Here is a 17,036-nt window from a genome sequence, read left to right as displayed (position 1 = left end):
CGCCGGCGCCCGGGATCGCCCAGGCGCCGGGCGCCGCCCCGGTGTCCCGGCCCGTCACGAATCGGCTCCCTTCGGCGGGCGTCCGCCGCCCGGTGGCCCGGCGAACGCCTGCGCGATGTCCAGCCAGCGGTCGGCGTCGGGGCCGTCGGCCCGCAGGGCCAGGTCGCCGCGGTGGGCGCGCTGGGTGACCAGCAGACAGAAGTCGACGGCGGGTCCGGTCACGCGCTGCGGGGCGTCCTCGGGGCCGTAGGCCCACACGTCGCCCGAGGGGGCGAGGAGTTCGACGCGGAAGGGCGCCGCAGGCGGGGTCAGCCCGTGCACGCTGTAGGCGAAGTCCCGGGTCCGGACCCCGAGCCGGGCCACATGGCGCAGCCGGTCGGTGGGTGGGCGCACCACACCCAGGGTGTCGGCCACGTCCTGCCCGTGGGCCCAGGTCTCCATGAGCCGGGCCGTCGCCATGGAGGCGACCGACATGGGCGGGCCGTACCAGGGGAAGCGCGCCGGGGGCGGGGCGGCCCGCAGGGCCCGCTCCAGGTCCGTACGCCCCTCCCGCCACCGGGTGAGCAGCTCGGCGGGCGGCAGCGCGGCGCCCTCCTCGGCACCCTCGTCGACGAAGGAGCCCGGGGCCGCGAGCGCCTTGTCGACCAGGGCGTGGAAGGCGCCGGTGTCCGTGACGGCGAGCAGGGCCGAGCGGTCGGTCCAGGCGAGGTGGGCGATCTGGTGGGCCACGGTCCAGCCGGGGGCGGGCGTCGCGAGCGCCCAGCGCTGCGGGCTCAGCCCGGCGACGAGCGCGTCCAGTTCCTCGCTCTCCTCGCGCAGGTCGTCGATCACCGGCGTCGGATCGGACACGGGCGCTCCCTCGGGACACGGCGGTGTGCGGGGTGGTGCGGCGTGCTGAGGAGCATGGCAGCGGCCCGAGAAACAATCAAGCGTGCTTGCATGAAAAGGTGCGCGGGGCGCGTACCGTCAGTTCCCTCCGGCCGCCTCGCGGGCCGCGCGTTCCAGGCGGTCGCGGTGGGACGCCCACCAGGCCCGGTCACCCTCGGGCATGTTGTCCCTGCCCACGGCGAGGCCGACCGACCCGTCGATCAGTTCCCGCACGATGTCCGCGTGTCCGGCGTGCCGGCTGGTGTCGGCGGTCACGCGGGCCAGGACGTGGTGCAGCGTGGTCTCGCACCGCTCGGGCGGCCACCAGGGGACACGGCCGGTGGCCTTCAACGGCAGGCTCGCGATCGTGGTGTCCGCGTGCTCCCAGGCGCGGCGGTAGAGCCCGGTGATCTCCTCGCGGGTCTCCTCGGGCGTGGCCCACATGTCGGCGTTGGGCTCGGCGTCCCGCGTGTACCACCAGGGGGGCACGTCCGCCGCGGCGAAGAAGGGCCTGCCGAAGGTGTCGCCGAAGTACCCCAGTTCCACCCCGGCGGCGTGCTTGACCAGCCCGAGGAGATTGGTGCCGGTCGGTGTGAGGGGGCGGCGGACGTCGTACTCGGAAAGGCCGTCGAGCTTCCACAGCAGGGCGTCCCGGGCCTCCTGGAGGTAGCGCAGGAGGTCCGACTTCGGGTCATGTGCGCTCATGCCGGGGAGTGTCGCACCGGCCACCGACAACCGCGGCCGCACGGCGACACGACCCGATGCCCCCGCCCCGCGTCCCGGGCACCGTCCCGGGACAGCACACCTAGCCCTCCAGTCCCGTGCTCTCCAGCGCTGCCCTCTTCTTGCGGCCACGGCCCACCTGGGTGCGGACCGCGCCCATGCTCGCCGCGATGACGAGGGCGATCGCGGCGGCCTCGGTCGCGGCGAGGGCCTGGTCGAGGATGAGGAAGCCGGCCGCCGCCGCGAGCGCCGGCTCCAGGCTCATCAGGATCGCGAAGGTCGAGGAGGGCAGGCGGCGCAGGGCGAGCAGTTCGAGGGTGTAGGGCAGGACGGAGGAGAGCAGGGCCACCGCCGCGCCCAGCCCCAGGGTCACCGGGTCGAACAGCTTCGCACCGGACTCGGCGAGCCCCAGGGGCAGGAACAGCACCGCCCCGACCGCCATCGCCAGCGCGAGACCGTCGGCCTGGGGAAAGCGGCGGCCCGTACGGGCGCTGAAGACGATGTAGGCGGCCCACATGGCTCCGGCGCCCAGGGCGAAGGCCGCTCCCACGGGATCGAGGCCGCTGAAGCCGCCCCCGCCGAGAAGGAAGACACCGGCGAGCGCGAGGGCCGCCCAGACGACGTTGATCGCGCGGCGGGAGGCCACGACCGACAGGGCGAGCGGGCCGAGGACCTCCAGGGTGACGGCGGGACCCAGCGGGATGCGGGCGACGGCCTGGTAGAAGAGGCCGTTCATCGCGGCCATGGTGACGCCGAAGGCGACGACGGTGCCCCAGTCGGCGCGGGAGTGGCCGCGCAGCCGCGGCCGGCAGACCAGCAGCAGGACGACCGCGGCCACCAGCAGCCGCAGCGCCACGACCCCGAGGGCTCCGGCCCTCGGCATCAGCGTCACCGCGACCGCGGCGCCGAACTGCACGGAGACCCCGCCCGCGAGCACCAGGCCCACGGGCCCGAGGGAGCCGAAGCGGCCCGGGCCGGCGGACGGGGAGCCGGCGGCACCGGTCGTGGACTGGGGTGGGGCGGTGGTCTCCGGCGTGGTCACGGGCGGGTCCTGTGCTCGAGGGTCGGGGTCCGGGGTGCTGCTCGTGTGCGGTGCGTACACCCTGATGCACTCAACGTGCAACCAGATGCACTGCACAGTCCAGGGTAATGGACTCCGTCAGGTGCGTGAACCCTTTTTGCCTCTGTCTCGGGCTGTGAGATGTCAGCGGCGGGCGAGATACAGGCTGAACCCCTTGTAGAGCAGCCGGTTGAGGGGGTGGTCCCACTCGCCGAGGTACTCGACGGCCTCGCCGCCCGTACCCACCTTGAAGCGCAGCAGGCCCAGCAGGGGGCTGGACTCCTCCAGGGTGTCCGTGATGCCGCGCAGGTCGTAGACGGCGGCGCCGAGTTCGTGCGCGTCGCTCATCATGCGCCATTGGACGGCGCTGCTGGGCTGCACCTCGCGACGGCGGGCGGTGGAGGCGCCGTAGGAGTACCAGACGTGGTCGCCGACGGTCAGCATGGTGGCGGCGGCGAGCACCTCCCCGTCGTGGTGGGCGAGGTAGAGCCGCATGCGGTCCGGGTGTTCCGCGGTGAGCGCGGTCCACATGCGCTGGAAGTAGGGCAGCGGGCGCGGCTGGAACCCGTCCCGTTCGGCGGTCTCCGTGTACAGCCCGTGGAAGACCGGCAGGTCCGCCAGGTCGCCGCGGACGACCTTCACCCCGGCCTTCTCCGCCTTCTTGATGTTGCGCCGCCACTGCTGGTTGAGGCCGTCGTGGATCTCTTGCAGCGAACGCCCGGCCAGCGGCACCTGGAAGACGTAGCGGGGCTGGCCCGCGGCGAAACCGTTCCGGCCGGGCGCGGTCTGCCGCCAGCCCATGTGCCGCAGGACGTCCGCCACCCGCCCGGCCGGGGTCTCGTACGACGTGGCCCGGACGTCGCGCAGCCGCCGGGCGGCCGGGTCGGCGATGGCCGCCTTGACCGTCTCGGCGCTCCAGCGGCGCACCACGACCGGGGGCCCCATGCGCACGGCGAAGGCGCCCCGCAGCTTCAGGTAGGTGAGCATCGGTTCCAGCAGGCGTTCCAGACCCGGTTCGTGCCAGTCCAGGAGCGGGCCCTCCGGCAGGTAGGCGAAGTGGCGCGGCAGGCCGGGCAGCCGTGGTCCGGGCAGGGACCGCAGCAGCACCAGGCCGGCGCCGACGAGCTGTCCGGACCGGTCGAACCAGCCGAGGCTCTCCGCCTGCCAGTCGGGCTTCACCTCACCCCAGGACGGGACCTGGGTGTGGCTGGCGGAGGGACGGGCCGCGACGAACGCGAGGTGCTCCTCGCGGGTGATCGGCTGGACGCGGACGCTCATGCGCGGGCTCCTTCGAGCAGCGGCCCTCGACGGGCAGTGACTGGTCCCGCGAGCGTAGGAGCGGCCCGGGCCCTCCCCCGGCTCAGACACTCGGGTCCGCCCGCCCGTGGCCCGAACGCCCCACAGCCCCGAGCCACCTCACTCCCCGCCCCGCCGCCACACCAGCCGGCCCGTCACCTCACTGCCCGCCCCGCCGCCGCACTCCCCGCCCCGGCCGCCTCACTCCCTACCCTCGTCCAGCGCCTGCGCCAGCACTTCCGCCAGGTGCCTGCCCCGCACGCCGGCCAGGTGTTCCAGCTGGGTGCGGCAGGAGAAGCCGTCCGCCAGGACCACCGTGCCGTCCGGGGCGTTCCGCACCGAGGGCAGGAGCCTCTCCTCGGCGACGGCCACGGAGACCTCGTAGTGGCCGCGCGTGAAGCCGAAGTCGCCCGCGAGCCCGCAGCAGCCGCCGCTCAGTTCCCCGGTGAGCCCGGCCGCCCGCCGCAGCCGGCGATCGGCGGCGTCGCCCAGGACCGCGTGCTGGTGGCAGTGGGTCTGTCCCGCGACGGGACGGCCGACGCTCGGCGGCGTCCAGCCGGGGGCGTGCCGCTGCAGTGTCTCCGCGAAGGTGAGGACCTGGGCGGCGAGGCGGGCCGCCCGGGGATCGTCGTGCAGCAGCTCGGGGAGGTCGGTGCGCAGGGCGGCGGCGCAGCTCGGTTCCAGGACCACGACCGGCGCATCCGTCTCCAGCACCGGTTCCATCAGGTCGAGCGTGCGGCGCATCACGGCACGGGCGCGGTCGAGCTGCCCCGTCGACACGTACGTCAGTCCGCAGCACACCCGGCCCCGCCCGCGCAGCAGCGACAGCGGGTCGAGGGCGACCGTCCGGCCGTCACCCACGGGCGGCCTGGCCAGGTGCACGGTCGGCGGCAGCGCCACCCGCAGCCCGGCCGCCTCCAGCACCCGCACGGCGGCCCGCCCGACGGCGGGCGAGAGGTGCTCGGTGAAGGTGTCGGGCCACAGCACGACGAGGTCCCCGCTCGTGGCGGGGCGGTGCGGGCGCCGCCGCTCCCACCAGCCGCTGAACGTCCGCCGCGCCAGCCGCGGAAGCGGCCGTTCGGGTGCGATGCCGCCCAGCCGCCGGGCCGCCCGGGCGAGCGGCCGGATACCGGACAGCGCGTTGACCAGCCAGGCCGTGCGCGTGCGCGACACCACCCGCAGCCACAGCGGCAGCCGGCCCATCGCGTGGTGCGCGGCGGGGCGCCGGCGCCCGGCGTAGTGGTGGTGCAGGAACTCCGCCTTGTACGTGGCCATGTCGACGCCGACCGGGCAGTCCGAGCGGCAGCCCTTGCAGGACAGGCACAGGTCCAGCGCGTCCCGCACCTCGGGCGAGCGCCAGCCGCCGGTGACCACCTCGCCCGCGAGCATCTCGTGCAGCAGCCGGGCCCGCCCGCGCGTGGAGTGCTCCTCCGCACCCGTCGCCCGGAAGGACGGGCACATCACGGCCGGGCCGGACACCGATTCGGTGCGGCACTTGGCGACGCCCACGCAGCGGCGCACCGCTGCCGTGAAGTCACCGCCGTCGCCGGGGTAGCCGAAGGCGACGTCGACGGGCTCACGGGGCAGGACGGCGAAGCGCAGGCCGGAGTCCAGGGGCGCGGGCCGGACCAGCATGCCGGGGTTGAGCAGGTCGTCCGGGTCCCACAGGCCCTTCACCCGCTCGAACAGGCCGACCAGGTGGGCCCCGTACATCTTCGGCAGCAGTTCGGCGCGGGCCTGCCCGTCGCCGTGCTCCCCGGACAGCGACCCGCCGTGCGCCACCACCAGGTCCGCGAGTTCCCCGGAGAAGCGGCGGAAGCGGGCGACCCCGGGACCGGTGAGCAGGTCGAAGTCGATGCGGACGTGGATGCAGCCGTCCCCGAAGTGCCCGTACGGCGCGCCGCGCAGGCCGTGCGAGGCGAGCAGGGCCCGGAAGTCCCGCAGGTAGGCACCCAGCCGTTCCGGCGGCACCGCGCAGTCCTCCCAGCCCGGCCAGGCCTCGGTGCCGTCCGGCATCCGGGTCGCCGTGCCGCTCGCGTCCTCCCGGATCCGCCACAGCGCCCGCTGCCCGGCCGGGTCGGTGACGACCAGCGCGTCCAGGACGTCCGCCGCCCGCACGATCCTCTCCGCACGCGCGCGTGCCTCCGCCGGGGACTCCCCGCCGGTCTCCACGAACAGCCAGGCCCCGCCCCGCGGCAGCTCCACCGCCGAGGGCACCAGGTCCGCCGCCATGCCCTCCACCGTCAGCGGCCGGTAGGGCAGCAGCCCGGCGGCGGCCTCGGCCGCCGCACCCTCGTCGGCGTACGCCAGCACGGCCAGCGCACGCGCGCGTGGCGCCTCGACCAGACGCACGACCGCCTCCGTGAGGACGCCCAGGGTGCCCTCGCTCCCGCAGAAGGAGCGGGCCACGTCGGCTCCCCTCTCGGGCAGCAGGGCGTCCAGCGCGTACCCGGAGATGCGGCGGGGCAGGTCCGGGAAGCCCGTGCGCAGCCGGGCCAGCTCCCCCTCCACCAACGCCCGCAGGCCCTCCGGCGCCCCGGCCCACTCCCGCCCGAGCCGCAGCCGCTCCCCGCGCGCGGTGAGGACGTCCAGCCGGCGCACACTGTCGGCGGTCGTGCCCCACGCGACCGAGTGCGAACCGCACGCGTTGTTGCCGATCATGCCGCCGAGCGTGCAGCGGCTGTGGGTGGACGGGTCGGGTCCGAAGCGCAGTCCGTGCGGGGCGGCGGCCTCCTGGAGCCGGTCCAGCACGAGCCCCGGCTGCACGACGGCCGTGCGTCCCTCGGGGTCGAGGGCGACCAGCCGGTTCATGTGCCGGGTGAAGTCCAGGACGACACCGGTCCCGGTGGCCTGCCCGGCGATGGACGTCCCCCCGCCCCGCGCCACGACCGGCACCCCGTGCTCCCGGCACACCGCCAGCACGGCGGCCACGTCCTCGGCGTCCACGGGGGCCACCACCCCCAGCGGCACCCGCCGGTAGTTGGACGCGTCCATGGTCACCAGCGCCCTGGCCCCGGCCCCGAAGGCGACCTCACCCCGGACGGCCGCCCGCAACTCGCCCTCCACGGCCGCCGGATCCGCACCGCGCAGAAGATCCGTCATCCCTCCAGCATGCACGCGTCCCCGTCCGGCGGCGGGGGGACGGGGCGATGCAACGGGCGCCGGGTGGGGCGGCAACGGCCCCGGAAGGACGCCGTCGGCCTGCCGTCTCACCCGACGGACGACGTTTCGCCCGCGTTTGGGGAAACGGCTACGCTCCCCTCCGTGGCTGAGATCCGGATTCCCTCTGACATCAAGCCCGCGGACGGACGTTTCGGCGCGGGACCCTCCAAGGTGCGGACGGAGGCGCTGGACGCCCTCGCCGCCACCGGCACCTCCCTCTTGGGCACCTCCCACCGCCAGGCCCCCGTCAAGAACCTGGTCGGCCAGGTCCGCGAGGGCATCCGCGAGCTGTTCCAGCTCCCCGACGGCTACGAGGTGATCCTCGGCAACGGCGGCTCCACCGCCTTCTGGGACGTCGCGACGCACGGACTGATCGAGAACAAGTCGCAGCACCTCAGCTTCGGCGAGTTCTCCTCCAAGTTCGCCAAGGCCGCCAAGCTCGCCCCCTGGCTGGCCGAGCCGGACGTCATCTCCGCCGACCCGGGCACGCACCCCGAGGCGGCCGCCGAGGCGGGCGTGGACGTCTACGCGTTCACCCACAACGAGACCTCCACCGGTGTCGCCATGCCGATCAAGCGCGTGACCGGCGCCGACGAGGGCGCCCTGGTCCTCGTGGACGCCACCTCCGGCGCCGGCGGCCTGCCCGTCGACATCAGCGAGACGGACGTCTACTACTTCGCCCCGCAGAAGTCCTTCGCCTCCGACGGCGGCCTGTGGATCGGCGTGTTCTCCCCGGCCGCGATCGAGCGCGCCGAGCGCGTCCACGCCTCGGGCCGCCACGTCCCGGAGTTCTTCAGCCTCCCCACGGCGATCGACAACTCCCGCAAGAACCAGACGTACAACACCCCGGCGCTGGCCACCCTCTTCCTGCTGAACCAGCAGCTGGAGTGGATCAACGGCCAGGGCGGCCTGGACTGGGCGGTGCGCCGCACGGCCACGTCCGCGCGGACGCTGTACGGCTGGGCCGAGGACGTGAAGTTCGCCAACCCGTTCGTCACCGACCCGGCCAAGCGCTCGCAGGTCATCGGCACGATCGACTTCACGGACGAGGTCGACGCCGCCGCCGTCGCCAAGGTGCTGCGCGCCAACGGCATCGTGGACACCGAGCCGTACCGCAAGCTCGGCCGCAACCAGCTGCGCGTCGCGATGTTCCCGGCGATCGACCCGGCGGACGTCGAGGCGCTCACCAAGTGCGTCGACTACGTGATCGACAAGCTCTGACCGTCGCGCGTACGTGAGTGAGGGCGCCCCGCGTGTGCGGGGCGCCCTCGCCCGTCACCGGCTCAGCTTCTGGAACCGCCGGACCGCCAGCGGCAGGAAGAGCGCCGTCAGGATCACCGGCCACACCCCGGCCATCAGCAGCGCGTGCTGTTCCACCCACGAGCCGTCGCCGCCGGCCGGGACGCCGAACAGCTCCCGGGTCGCCGCCGCCGTCGAGGAGATCGGGTTCCAGGCCGCCACCCAGCCCAGCCAGTCGGGCATCAGCTGCGGCGCGACGAAGATGCTGGAGATCATCGTCAGCGGGAAGGCGACCGCGAACAGCCCGCCCGCCGCCTCCGGGTTGGGCACCAGCAGACCGAGCCACACCCCGATCCAGATGAGCGCGAACCGCAGCCACAGCAGCAGCCCGAACGCGCCCAGGAAGGCGAGGCCGCCGTCCGGCCGCCAGCCCATCGCGAACGCGGTGAGCATCATGATGGCCAGCTCGGCGCAGGCGACGATCAGATCGGTGACGCCCCGCCCGGCCACCACGGCCGAGGACGCCATCGGCATGGACCGGAACCGGTCGATGACCCCCTTGGTGGAGTCGTAGACCACGACGGTGGCGGTGTTGATGAAGCCGAACGCCATGGTCATCACGAACATGCCCGGCATCAGGAAGTCCTGGTAGTCGCCGCCGCCCGGCACCTTCATCGCGCTGCCGAAGACATAGCCGTAGAGCAGCACGGACAGGATCGGGAAGCCGAGCTGCCAGGCGATGTTGACGGGCTGGCGCCGGTAGTGGGTCAGTCCGCGGCGCACGATGTTCCAGCAGTCGGCCAGCAGCCAGTAGGCACCGCTGCGCGTGCTCGGTGTGCTCAGGTCGACGGCGCTCACGCTGCGGCCTCCTTCTCGGTGCGGTGTCCGGTCAGGCGCAGGAACACGTCGTCGAGGCTGGGCCTGCGCAGCCCGATGTCCTCGACGCGCACGCCCTCGTCCTGGAGGGTGCGCGCCACGTCGGTCAGGGCGGCGACGCGGTCGGCGACCGGGGCGTGCACCCGCAACTCGGTCTCGTCCGCCTCGGGTTCGCCGTCGGCGACCCGGGCGACCACCTTCACCACCCGGGGGATCTCGGACCGTTCCGCGACCACGACCTCGATGCGGTCGCCGCCGACCCGGTTCTTCAGCCCGTCCGGAGTGTCGTCCGCGATGGCCCGCCCCTGATCGATGACGGTGATGTGCGAGGCGAGCCTGTCGGCCTCCTCCAGGTACTGCGTGGTCAGCAGCACGGTCGTGCCGCCCGCGACCAACGCCCGTACGGAGTCCCACACTTCACCGCGGCTGCGCGGGTCGAGACCGGTCGTCGGCTCGTCCAGGAAGAGGACGGCCGGCGCGAGGATCATCGACGCGGCCAGATCGAGGCGGCGCCGCATGCCGCCGCTGTACTTGCCGACGCCGCGGTCGGCCGCGTCGCTCAGGTCGAACTGCTCCAGCAGCTCGGCCGCCCGGAGCGCGGCCCGCCGGCCCCCGAGATGGAACAGTCTGCCGAACATCTCCAGGTTCTGCCGCCCGGTGAGCACCTCGTCGACCGCCGCGTACTGCCCGGTGAGGCCGATGCGGGCCCGGACCTCGCGGGGCCGGCGGGCCACGTCCAGCCCGGCGACCGTCGCGTGGCCCCCGTCCAGGCGGACCAGCGTGGACAGGATGCGCACGGCGGTGGTCTTGCCCGCGCCGTTCGGCCCGAGCAGGCCGTGCACCGTGCCCTCGCGGACCGCGAGGTCGAAACCGTCCAGGGCGCGCTTCTCGCCGTACCGCTTCTCCAGCGCCTCGGCGCGCACCGCGTATCCGTCCATGTCGCCCCTCCCGTGGCTCGTGCCGTGCCGGCACTGAACTGAGTACAGCGTACCCGATTGTGCGTACGGCGTACCCGGTTTTTGCGCAGGGCCCTAAGCTGGGCTCATGACGAGCGGCACGAGCGGCAGTGGCGGTACGGAGACCAGCGGCAGCGGTGACATCGCCCGCACCCTGGAGCTGCTGTGGGACACCGGCCGGCGCCCGAGCCGCGGCCCCAAGCCGACCCTGACCCTGGACCGGATCGTGGAAGCCGCCATCCGGGTGGCGGATGCCGAGGGCCTGGAAGGCCTGTCGATGCGCCGCGTCGCGGCCGAACTGGGCACCGGCACCATGTCGCTGTACCGGTACGTCCCCGGCAAGGGCGAGCTGCTCGACCTCATGCTGGACCGCGTCCAGCGTCCCTCGGACAACCCGGCCGACCTGGGCGACGGCGGCTGGCGCGGGGCCCTGGAGGCACTGGCCCGCGCGACCCTCGCCCTCTACCGCCGCCACCCCTGGCTGCTCCACGTCAACCAGTCCCGCCCGATCCTCGGCCCGAGCGCCCTCGACGGCATGGAGAAGGTCCTCACCCTCATCCGCCCGATGGGACTGAGCGACCCCGAGCTGGTCTCCGCCATCATCATGATCGACGGATACGTCGTCGGAGCGGCCCGCACGCAGCTGTACCAGCAGGAGGCGGAACGCCGGACGGGCCTGACCGACGCCGAGTTCTGGCAGGCGCAGGTGCCGGTCCTGGAGAAGGTGATGGCCTCGGGCCGCTACCCGGTCATGGCCTCCCTCTCGGAGGACGCGTTCGGCACCGAGTTCGACCACTTCGAGTTCGGCCTCCAGCGCATCCTGGACGGCCTGGAGGTCCTGGTGAAGGACCGCGAGGCGGCTGCCGCCCGGCCCGACTCCTAGGGCCTGTCCGACGATTCCCGCCGTCGCCCGGAGGCAGGAGGGAATCGTCGGACAGGCCCTAAGGCCGGCGCCTCAGCTTCCGCAGGGCGACGACCACCACCAGGGCCGCGCCCGCGGCGATCACGCCCGTCCGCAGATTCCCGTTCAGCCCCTCACCCCCGCCGGACGCGGCAGAACCCCCCTCGCCCGCACGCGAGTCGGAGCCCTGACCCCCGGGTGCGTCCTGCGGTTCCACCGGACTGTCGGCACCCTCGGCCCCGTACATCAGCTTCGTGCCGTCGGCGGTGTAGGTGACCGACTCGCCCTGCCCGAGGAACGGCACCCCGAGCCGCTTCTCGCGCTTGATCCGCCCGCCGTTCCAGTCGTACGCGATCGACCCGAAGTAGCTGCGCACGACGAGGTGTTCGCCGTCCGGCGAGAGCGTGGCGTCCGTGGCCTCCAGGTCGGGGACGGCCGCGACGGGGCGGAAGGTGTTGGACCCGGACGCGGACAGCCGCGCCGGGCCCTCGTAGAGGTGGCCGCCCTTCTCGTTCTTGTCGACGATGTAGACCCGCCCGGTCTTCGGGTGCACGACCAGGGACTCCGCGTCGCGGGGTCCGTCGGAGTACTTCACGACGTACTGCGTGGCCCGGATCGTCCGGTCCGTCAGCTCCTTCGGCTCGGGCAGCCGGTAGATCCACACGTACGGCCAGGTGCCACCGAGATTGTCGCCGATGTCGCCCACGTAGAGCTGGTCGTCCGGCCCGACCGAGACGGCCTCCACGTCCCGCGGGCTGCCCACACCGGACATCGTGATCGTCGCCACCGTCTCGCCGGTGGAACCGTCCACGGCGTACAGGTACGCCCCGTCGTCGCTGTCGTTGTGCGTCCAGTAGATGCCGGGGTGCTGCCGGGAGGCCGCCAGGCCGCTGGACTCGGTGATGCGCGGATCCTTGATCGTGAACTTCCCGTCCCCGTCGGCGGCGGAGGCGGGCACGGCGAGCGCGCCCGTGACGAGGGCCGCGGCGAGGAGGGCGAAGGATCTGCGCATGCCCCAAGCCTGCCACCCCGCCCGGCCGTTCAGCGCCGGGGAACCGGAGCGGGGGACTGCGGAGGGCGGTCGCGGGCGGGTGCGTGGCCCGACTCACATCCCGCGGCGCACGGCGATCGTCCATGATGAGCGGATGCTCAGGTTCATGCCCGTCGGTGACTCCATGACGATCGGGAGCGCGGGCGAACACACGTGGCGCTACCGGATGTGGCAGCACCTGTGCCGCTCCCACGGCGGCCCCTTCACCCTGGTCGGCCCCCGCGAGACGCTCTACGACAAGCTCACCGACGCCCCGACCTCGTACGCGTACGCCGAACCCGACTTCCCCCGTGCCCACCTGGCCGGCTGGGGCGAGGGCTGGCTGCACATGGCCCCCTTGATCGGCGAGGCGGTGCGGGCCGGCCGCGCCGACGTCCTGCTGGTCTCCCTCGGCCTGATCGACCTGGGCTTCTACACGAACGCCGAGCAGACCGCCGAGAACGTCCGGGCCTTCACCCGCGAGGCACGGGCCGCCAACCGCCGGGTGCGGATGGTGTGGCTGCCGGTCACCCCGAACATCCGGGCCCGGACGGACGAGGCCTTCGCCACCGAGGTCGCCCGCTTCAACGAACTCCTCGCCAAGACGGCGGCCGACCTCGACGAGCCCGGCTCCCCCGTCCTCCTGGCCTCCTCCCCGCCCTCGTACGACGTCTCCGCCGACACCTACGACGGCACGCACCCCAACGCGAGCGGCGAGCACAAGATCGCGGCGGCCTTCGCGGCGGCCATGCACCAGGGGTGGGACCTGGGCGGGCCCTACGGGTCCTGACCCTCGGTGATCGTCCGATCCCCCGACTCGCCCCTGACGCCCTGCGCGTGCTTGCCTGGAGCGCACTCCAAGACGTTGGCTTGGGCACCATGGAGTACACGCAGCTCGGACGCACGGGACTCAAGGTCAGCCGACTCGTCCTCGGCACCATGAACTTCGGCCCGCAGACCGACGAAGCCGACAGTCACACCATCATGGACGCGGCGCTGGACGCCGGCCTCAACTTCTTCGACACCGCCAACGTGTACGGCTGGGGCGAGAACAAGGGCCGTACCGAAAGCATCATCGGCACCTGGTTCGCCAAGGGTGACGGGCGTCGCGACAAGGTCGTCCTCGCCACGAAGGTCTACGGCAACATGGGCGCCGACGGCCCCGCCTGGCCCAACCACGACAAGCTCTCCGCCGTCAACATCCGCCGGGCCGTCGACGCCTCCCTCAAGCGGCTGCAGACCGACTACATCGACCTCTACCAGTTCCACCACATCGACCGGGACACCCCGTTCGAGGAGATCTGGCAGGCGATCGACGTCCTGATCCAGCAGGGCAAGATCCTCTACGTCGGTTCGTCCAACTTCCCCGGCTACAAGATCGCCCAGGCCAACGAGATCGCCGCCCGGCGCGGCGGGACCATCGGCCTCGTCAGCGAGCAGTGCCTGTACAACCTCGCCGAGCGGCGGGCCGAGATGGAGGTCATCCCGGCCGCGCAGGACTACGGCCTCGGCGTCATCCCGTGGTCCCCGCTGCACGGCGGCCTGCTCGGCGGTGTCCTCAAGAAGGAGGTCGAGGGCAAGCGCCGCGCTTCCGGCCGGGCGGCCGACGCGCTCGCCGACCCCGCGCAGAGGGCCCGGATCCAGGCCTACGAGGACCTGCTCGACAAGCACGGGGTGGAGCCCGGTGAGGCCGCCCTGGCCTGGCTCCTCACCCGTCCCGGCGTGACCGGCCCGATCGTCGGCCCGCGTACCGCCGAGCAGCTCGCCTCCGCCGTCCGCGCGGTCGAACTGGAACTGTCCCAGGAGCTGCTGGCCGGGCTGGACGAGATCTTCCCGGGTCCGGGGCCCTCCCCGGAGGCCTTCGCCTGGTAGGTCCGCCCGGCAGAGCACGTGGTGAAGCCGCCCGGCAGGGCACGTGGTGAACCCGCCCGGCAGGGCACCTGGCAGGCCCGCCTGGCGGGGCACCCGAAGAGCCGTGCCGCTCGCACAGGCCCGCGGGGAACCGTGTCGCACGCCGCCCACCGGCCCGTCGCCGGAGCGCAGGCGTCCGCGGTTCCCCGCCGGTCTACCTCCCGAGCACCGAGGCCAGGGCGACGACGAGGAACATCAGCACGAGCACACCGGCCATGATCCGGTTGCGGGTCTTCGGGTCCACGCCACCGAGCCTAACCGGCACCGCCGAGCGCCCAGCGCCCGACCGCCTCGTAGCGGGGCTGCTCGCCCGGCACCCCCGACACCGGCAGCCTGCTGCGCACCAGCGTCAGCTCCTCCACGGTCCAGGTCCGGCCGCCGAACGCCGCCAGGGCGTCCACGTACGGCCGTACGTCCCTCGCCTCCCGGCTGCGGGCCACGGTCAGGTGGGCCTTGTACCGCCGGTGCTCCCCCAGCGGCACTCCGGCCTTCCGCGCCGCCGCCTCGGCCCGTTCGGCCAGCAGCCGCAGCGCGGCCACGTCCTCCCCGGCCCCGGCCCACAGGGCTCTGCCGTGCCCGAACTGGCCCCCGCCGCGCACGGCCAGCGGGAACGGCGCGGTCCGCCGCGCGGCGCGCTCCAGCCGGTCCGACAGCGCGGGCACGAGGGCGTCGTCGACCTCGCCGTAGAAGGCGAGGGTGAAGTGCCAGCCGGGGCGGCCGGTCCAGCGCATCCGGTCGGCACCGGGGCGGCTCCGCAACTCGTCGACCAGGGCACCGAGTTCACGCACCACGTCATCGGGAGGCAGCACCGCCGCGAAGAGTCTCATGGGTCCACCCTGGCATCATGAGCCCGTGGAGATCACCCTCAGGGACGGCGGCCCGGACGACGTCCCGGCGATACTCGGCATGCTCGACGGGTGTGTGGAGTGGCTGGTCGCGCAGGGCCGCACGGAGCAGTGGGGGACGAAGCCGCTGTCGCAGAACCCGGGGACGGTGGAGTCGGTCCGCCGCTCGCTGGACGAGCACAGCGTGTACATGGCCGACGTGGACGGAAGGCCGGCCGGGACCCTCACCCTCGCCGAGTCGCCCGGGGCGTCCCTGTCCCACCTGCCGCCGCCCGGTGAGCCCGAGCGCTACATCCGCTGGCTGGCAACCGACCGCCGCTTCGGCGGGCGCGGCGTGGGCAGCGCCCTGCTGGCCCACGCGGCGCGGGAGACCCGCCGCGCCGGCGTCTCCCTCCTGCGGGTGGACTGCTACGCCGGGCACGACGGCGGGCTGGTCCGCTACTACGAGTCCCAGGGCTTCACCCGCGCCGAGGCCTTCACGGTCGGTGAGCACCGCTGGCCCGGCCGGCTCCTGGCCCGCCGGCTGTAGGCGCCGGGCCACGGGCCCCGGCGCGCGAGTACGGGGTGTGTCCCGGTCACCGTGCGCATGCCGTCCTGCGCTGCCGGTCCGATCCGACCGCGGGTACGGCCGGGGAGGGGCGCCACGATGACCGTCCTCGACGACAGGATCGCGAGGACCGGGGCGAGCCGAGTCCGGCCCTCGGGTACCGGATCGACCTGACGGGCACCGCGGCCGGGATCGTGCTGGAGACCGGCGCGTTCCCCCGGGACCGACGGGCCTATGCGGCGGGGGCCAGCTCCTCCCGTCGTTCCCGGGGGACGAAACGGACCGTCGGGTGGCCGCGGTGCCAGCCGACGGACAGGCGGAGGTTGCCGACGCGGGCCAGGATCAGGCCGATGACGGCCGCGGCGAGGGCCGCCACCGCGCCGCCGGCGGCCAGGCCGACGCGTGCGCCGTAGGTGTCGGTGACCCAGCCGACGATCGGGGCGCCGACCGGGGAGCCGCCGAGGAAGACCATCATGTAGAGGGCCATGACGCGGCCGCGCATGGCCGGGTCGGTGGACATCTGGATCGCGGTGTTCGTCGTGACGTTGACCGTCATGCCGAACAGCCCCAGCGGGACCATGAGCAGGGCGAACATCCACAGTGCCGGGGTCGTCGCCGCGAGCACCTCCAGCGCGCCGAAGGCCATCGCCGCCACGATGAGCAGCCGCAGCCGGGCGGTGCCCCGCCGTGCCGCGAGCAGCGCGCCCGCGACGGAGCCGACGGCCATCAGCGTGTTGAACATGCTGTAGGCGCCCGCACCCGCGTGGAAGACGTCGTCCGCGAAGGCGGAGAGGTAGACGGGGAAGTTGAAGGCGAAGGTGCCGACGAAGCCGACCAGGACGATCGGCCAGATCAGCTCCGGGCGGCCGGTGACGTAGCGGACGCCCTCCCGCAGCTGCCCCTTGCCGCGCGGGGCGCGCTCGGCGACGTGCAGGTCGCGGGCGCGCATCAGCAGCAGCCCGGCGAGGGGTGCGACGAAGGACAGGCCGTTGAGGAGGAAGGCGTACCCGGTGCCGACGCCGGTGATCAGCAGGCCGGCGACGGCCGGGCCGACCAGGCGGGCGGACTGGAAGTTCGCCGAGTTCAGGCTGACGGCGTTCTGCAGCTGGCCGGGGCCGACCAGCTCGGAGACGAAGGACTGCCGGGCGGGGTTGTCGACGACCGTGGCGAGGCCGACCGCGAAGGCGGCGACGTACACGTGCCAGACCTGGACCTGGCCGGTGAGCGTGAGGACGGCCAGGGCGATCGCCGTGAGTCCCATCGCCGTCTGGGTGACGAGCAGCGTGGGCCGCTTGCGCAGCCGGTCGACGAGGACACCGCCGTACAGGCCGAAGAGCAGCATCGGCAGGAACTGCAGCGCGGTCGTGATGCCGACCGCGGCGGAGGAGCCGGTGAGGCTGAGCACCAGCCAGTCCTGGGCGATGCGCTGCATCCAGGTGCCGATGTTGGAGACGACCTGCCCCAGGAAGAACAGGCGGTAGTTGCGCACCTTGAGGGAGGAGAACATCGAGGACGTGCGGGCGGGCCGGGAGAGGGGGGCTTCGCGGGCGGGCGGGGAGTCGTGGGGTTCAGGTGCGGGGGCGGAAGCTGTTCCGGGTCCCGAACTCAAAGGGTTCGCCTCCT

15 protein-coding genes are annotated in these 17,036 nt (G+C 73.6%); 5 read left to right on the top strand and 10 right to left on the bottom strand.

The features are described 5' to 3' along the window. Positions 1-54: 54 nt before the first annotated feature. From Q5694_RS24110 to Q5694_RS24090, 5 genes are all read right to left on the bottom strand, one after another. Entirely contained in the window at positions 55-849 is a 795-nt protein-coding gene (locus tag Q5694_RS24110; RefSeq protein ID WP_333935366.1) for a TIGR03084 family metal-binding protein, read from the bottom strand. Positions 850-966: 117 nt separating this feature from the next. Beyond that, a complete protein-coding gene (locus tag Q5694_RS24105) occupies positions 967-1,572 on the bottom strand; it encodes a DinB family protein (RefSeq protein WP_333935365.1) in 606 nt (201 codons plus the stop codon). A gap of 100 nt (positions 1,573-1,672) precedes the next feature. Then, entirely contained in the window at positions 1,673-2,632 is a 960-nt protein-coding gene (locus Q5694_RS24100) for an EamA family transporter (protein WP_333935364.1), read from the bottom strand. Positions 2,633-2,794: 162 nt separating this feature from the next. Then, positions 2,795-3,928 carry a lipid II:glycine glycyltransferase FemX gene (locus Q5694_RS24095; protein WP_333935363.1) on the bottom strand — a complete coding sequence of 378 codons (1,134 nt, stop codon included), beginning with the start codon at positions 3,926-3,928 and terminating at the stop codon, positions 2,795-2,797. A 219-nt stretch (positions 3,929-4,147) separates the two neighbouring features. Then, positions 4,148-7,048, bottom strand: coding sequence for an FAD-binding and (Fe-S)-binding domain-containing protein (locus Q5694_RS24090; protein WP_333935362.1), 2,901 nt, complete (start codon positions 7,046-7,048; stop codon positions 4,148-4,150). Between the two features lie 162 nt (positions 7,049-7,210). On the opposite strand from Q5694_RS24090, the gene serC reads away from it, so the two are divergent. Continuing rightward, positions 7,211-8,329, top strand: a complete 1,119-nt coding sequence (gene serC / locus Q5694_RS24085; RefSeq protein WP_333935361.1) for a phosphoserine transaminase — start codon at positions 7,211-7,213, stop codon at positions 8,327-8,329. A gap of 54 nt (positions 8,330-8,383) precedes the next feature. Here serC and Q5694_RS24080 read toward each other — a convergent pair whose 3' ends face one another. Then, positions 8,384-9,205 carry an ABC transporter permease gene (locus tag Q5694_RS24080; RefSeq protein WP_333935360.1) on the bottom strand — a complete coding sequence of 274 codons (822 nt, stop codon included), beginning with the start codon at positions 9,203-9,205 and terminating at the stop codon, positions 8,384-8,386. Then, positions 9,202-10,161: an ATP-binding cassette domain-containing protein gene (locus Q5694_RS24075; RefSeq protein WP_333935359.1), complete on the bottom strand. Its 960-nt coding sequence runs from the start codon at positions 10,159-10,161 to the stop codon at positions 9,202-9,204. The genes Q5694_RS24080 and Q5694_RS24075 overlap by 4 nt, the downstream gene beginning before the upstream one ends. 106 nt (positions 10,162-10,267) lie before the next feature. Between Q5694_RS24075 and Q5694_RS24070 the strand changes: the two genes are divergently transcribed. Then, positions 10,268-11,062, top strand: coding sequence for a TetR/AcrR family transcriptional regulator (locus Q5694_RS24070; protein WP_333935358.1), 795 nt, complete (start codon positions 10,268-10,270; stop codon positions 11,060-11,062). A gap of 58 nt (positions 11,063-11,120) precedes the next feature. On the opposite strand, the gene Q5694_RS24065 is transcribed toward Q5694_RS24070, so the two are convergent. Further along, positions 11,121-12,092, bottom strand: coding sequence for a WD40 repeat domain-containing protein (locus Q5694_RS24065; protein ID WP_333935357.1), 972 nt, complete (start codon positions 12,090-12,092; stop codon positions 11,121-11,123). A gap of 133 nt (positions 12,093-12,225) precedes the next feature. On the opposite strand from Q5694_RS24065, the gene Q5694_RS24060 reads away from it, so the two are divergent. Together Q5694_RS24060 and Q5694_RS24055 are read left to right on the top strand one after the other, a co-directional pair. Then, complete coding sequence (locus Q5694_RS24060) at positions 12,226-12,900, top strand: GDSL-type esterase/lipase family protein (RefSeq protein ID WP_333935356.1); 675 nt, start codon at positions 12,226-12,228, stop codon at positions 12,898-12,900. Between the two features lie 89 nt (positions 12,901-12,989). Then, a complete protein-coding gene (locus tag Q5694_RS24055; protein WP_333935355.1) occupies positions 12,990-13,982 on the top strand; it encodes an aldo/keto reductase in 993 nt (330 codons plus the stop codon). 293 nt (positions 13,983-14,275) lie between these two features. Here Q5694_RS24055 and thpR read toward each other — a convergent pair whose 3' ends face one another. Next, complete coding sequence (thpR, locus tag Q5694_RS24050) at positions 14,276-14,848, bottom strand: RNA 2',3'-cyclic phosphodiesterase (RefSeq protein WP_333935354.1); 573 nt, start codon at positions 14,846-14,848, stop codon at positions 14,276-14,278. A gap of 25 nt (positions 14,849-14,873) precedes the next feature. Here thpR and Q5694_RS24045 point away from each other — a divergent pair, with 25 nt between their 5' ends. Then, the gene (locus Q5694_RS24045; protein WP_333935353.1) at positions 14,874-15,395 is read left to right on the top strand and encodes a GNAT family N-acetyltransferase; all 522 of its coding nucleotides are present in this window, start codon (positions 14,874-14,876) and stop codon (positions 15,393-15,395) included. 250 nt (positions 15,396-15,645) lie between these two features. On the opposite strand, the gene Q5694_RS24040 is transcribed toward Q5694_RS24045, so the two are convergent. Further along, positions 15,646-17,022, bottom strand: a complete 1,377-nt coding sequence (locus tag Q5694_RS24040) for an MFS transporter (RefSeq protein ID WP_333935352.1) — start codon at positions 17,020-17,022, stop codon at positions 15,646-15,648. Positions 17,023-17,036 lie beyond the last annotated feature (14 nt).

The organism is Streptomyces sp. AHA2 (assembly GCF_036857595.1).
In the GTDB taxonomy this organism is placed as follows: Bacteria; Actinomycetota; Actinomycetes; order Streptomycetales; family Streptomycetaceae; genus Streptomyces.
The sequence above is the reverse complement of the archived record's forward strand: the minus strand, read 5'-3'. Positions and strand labels throughout refer to the sequence as shown.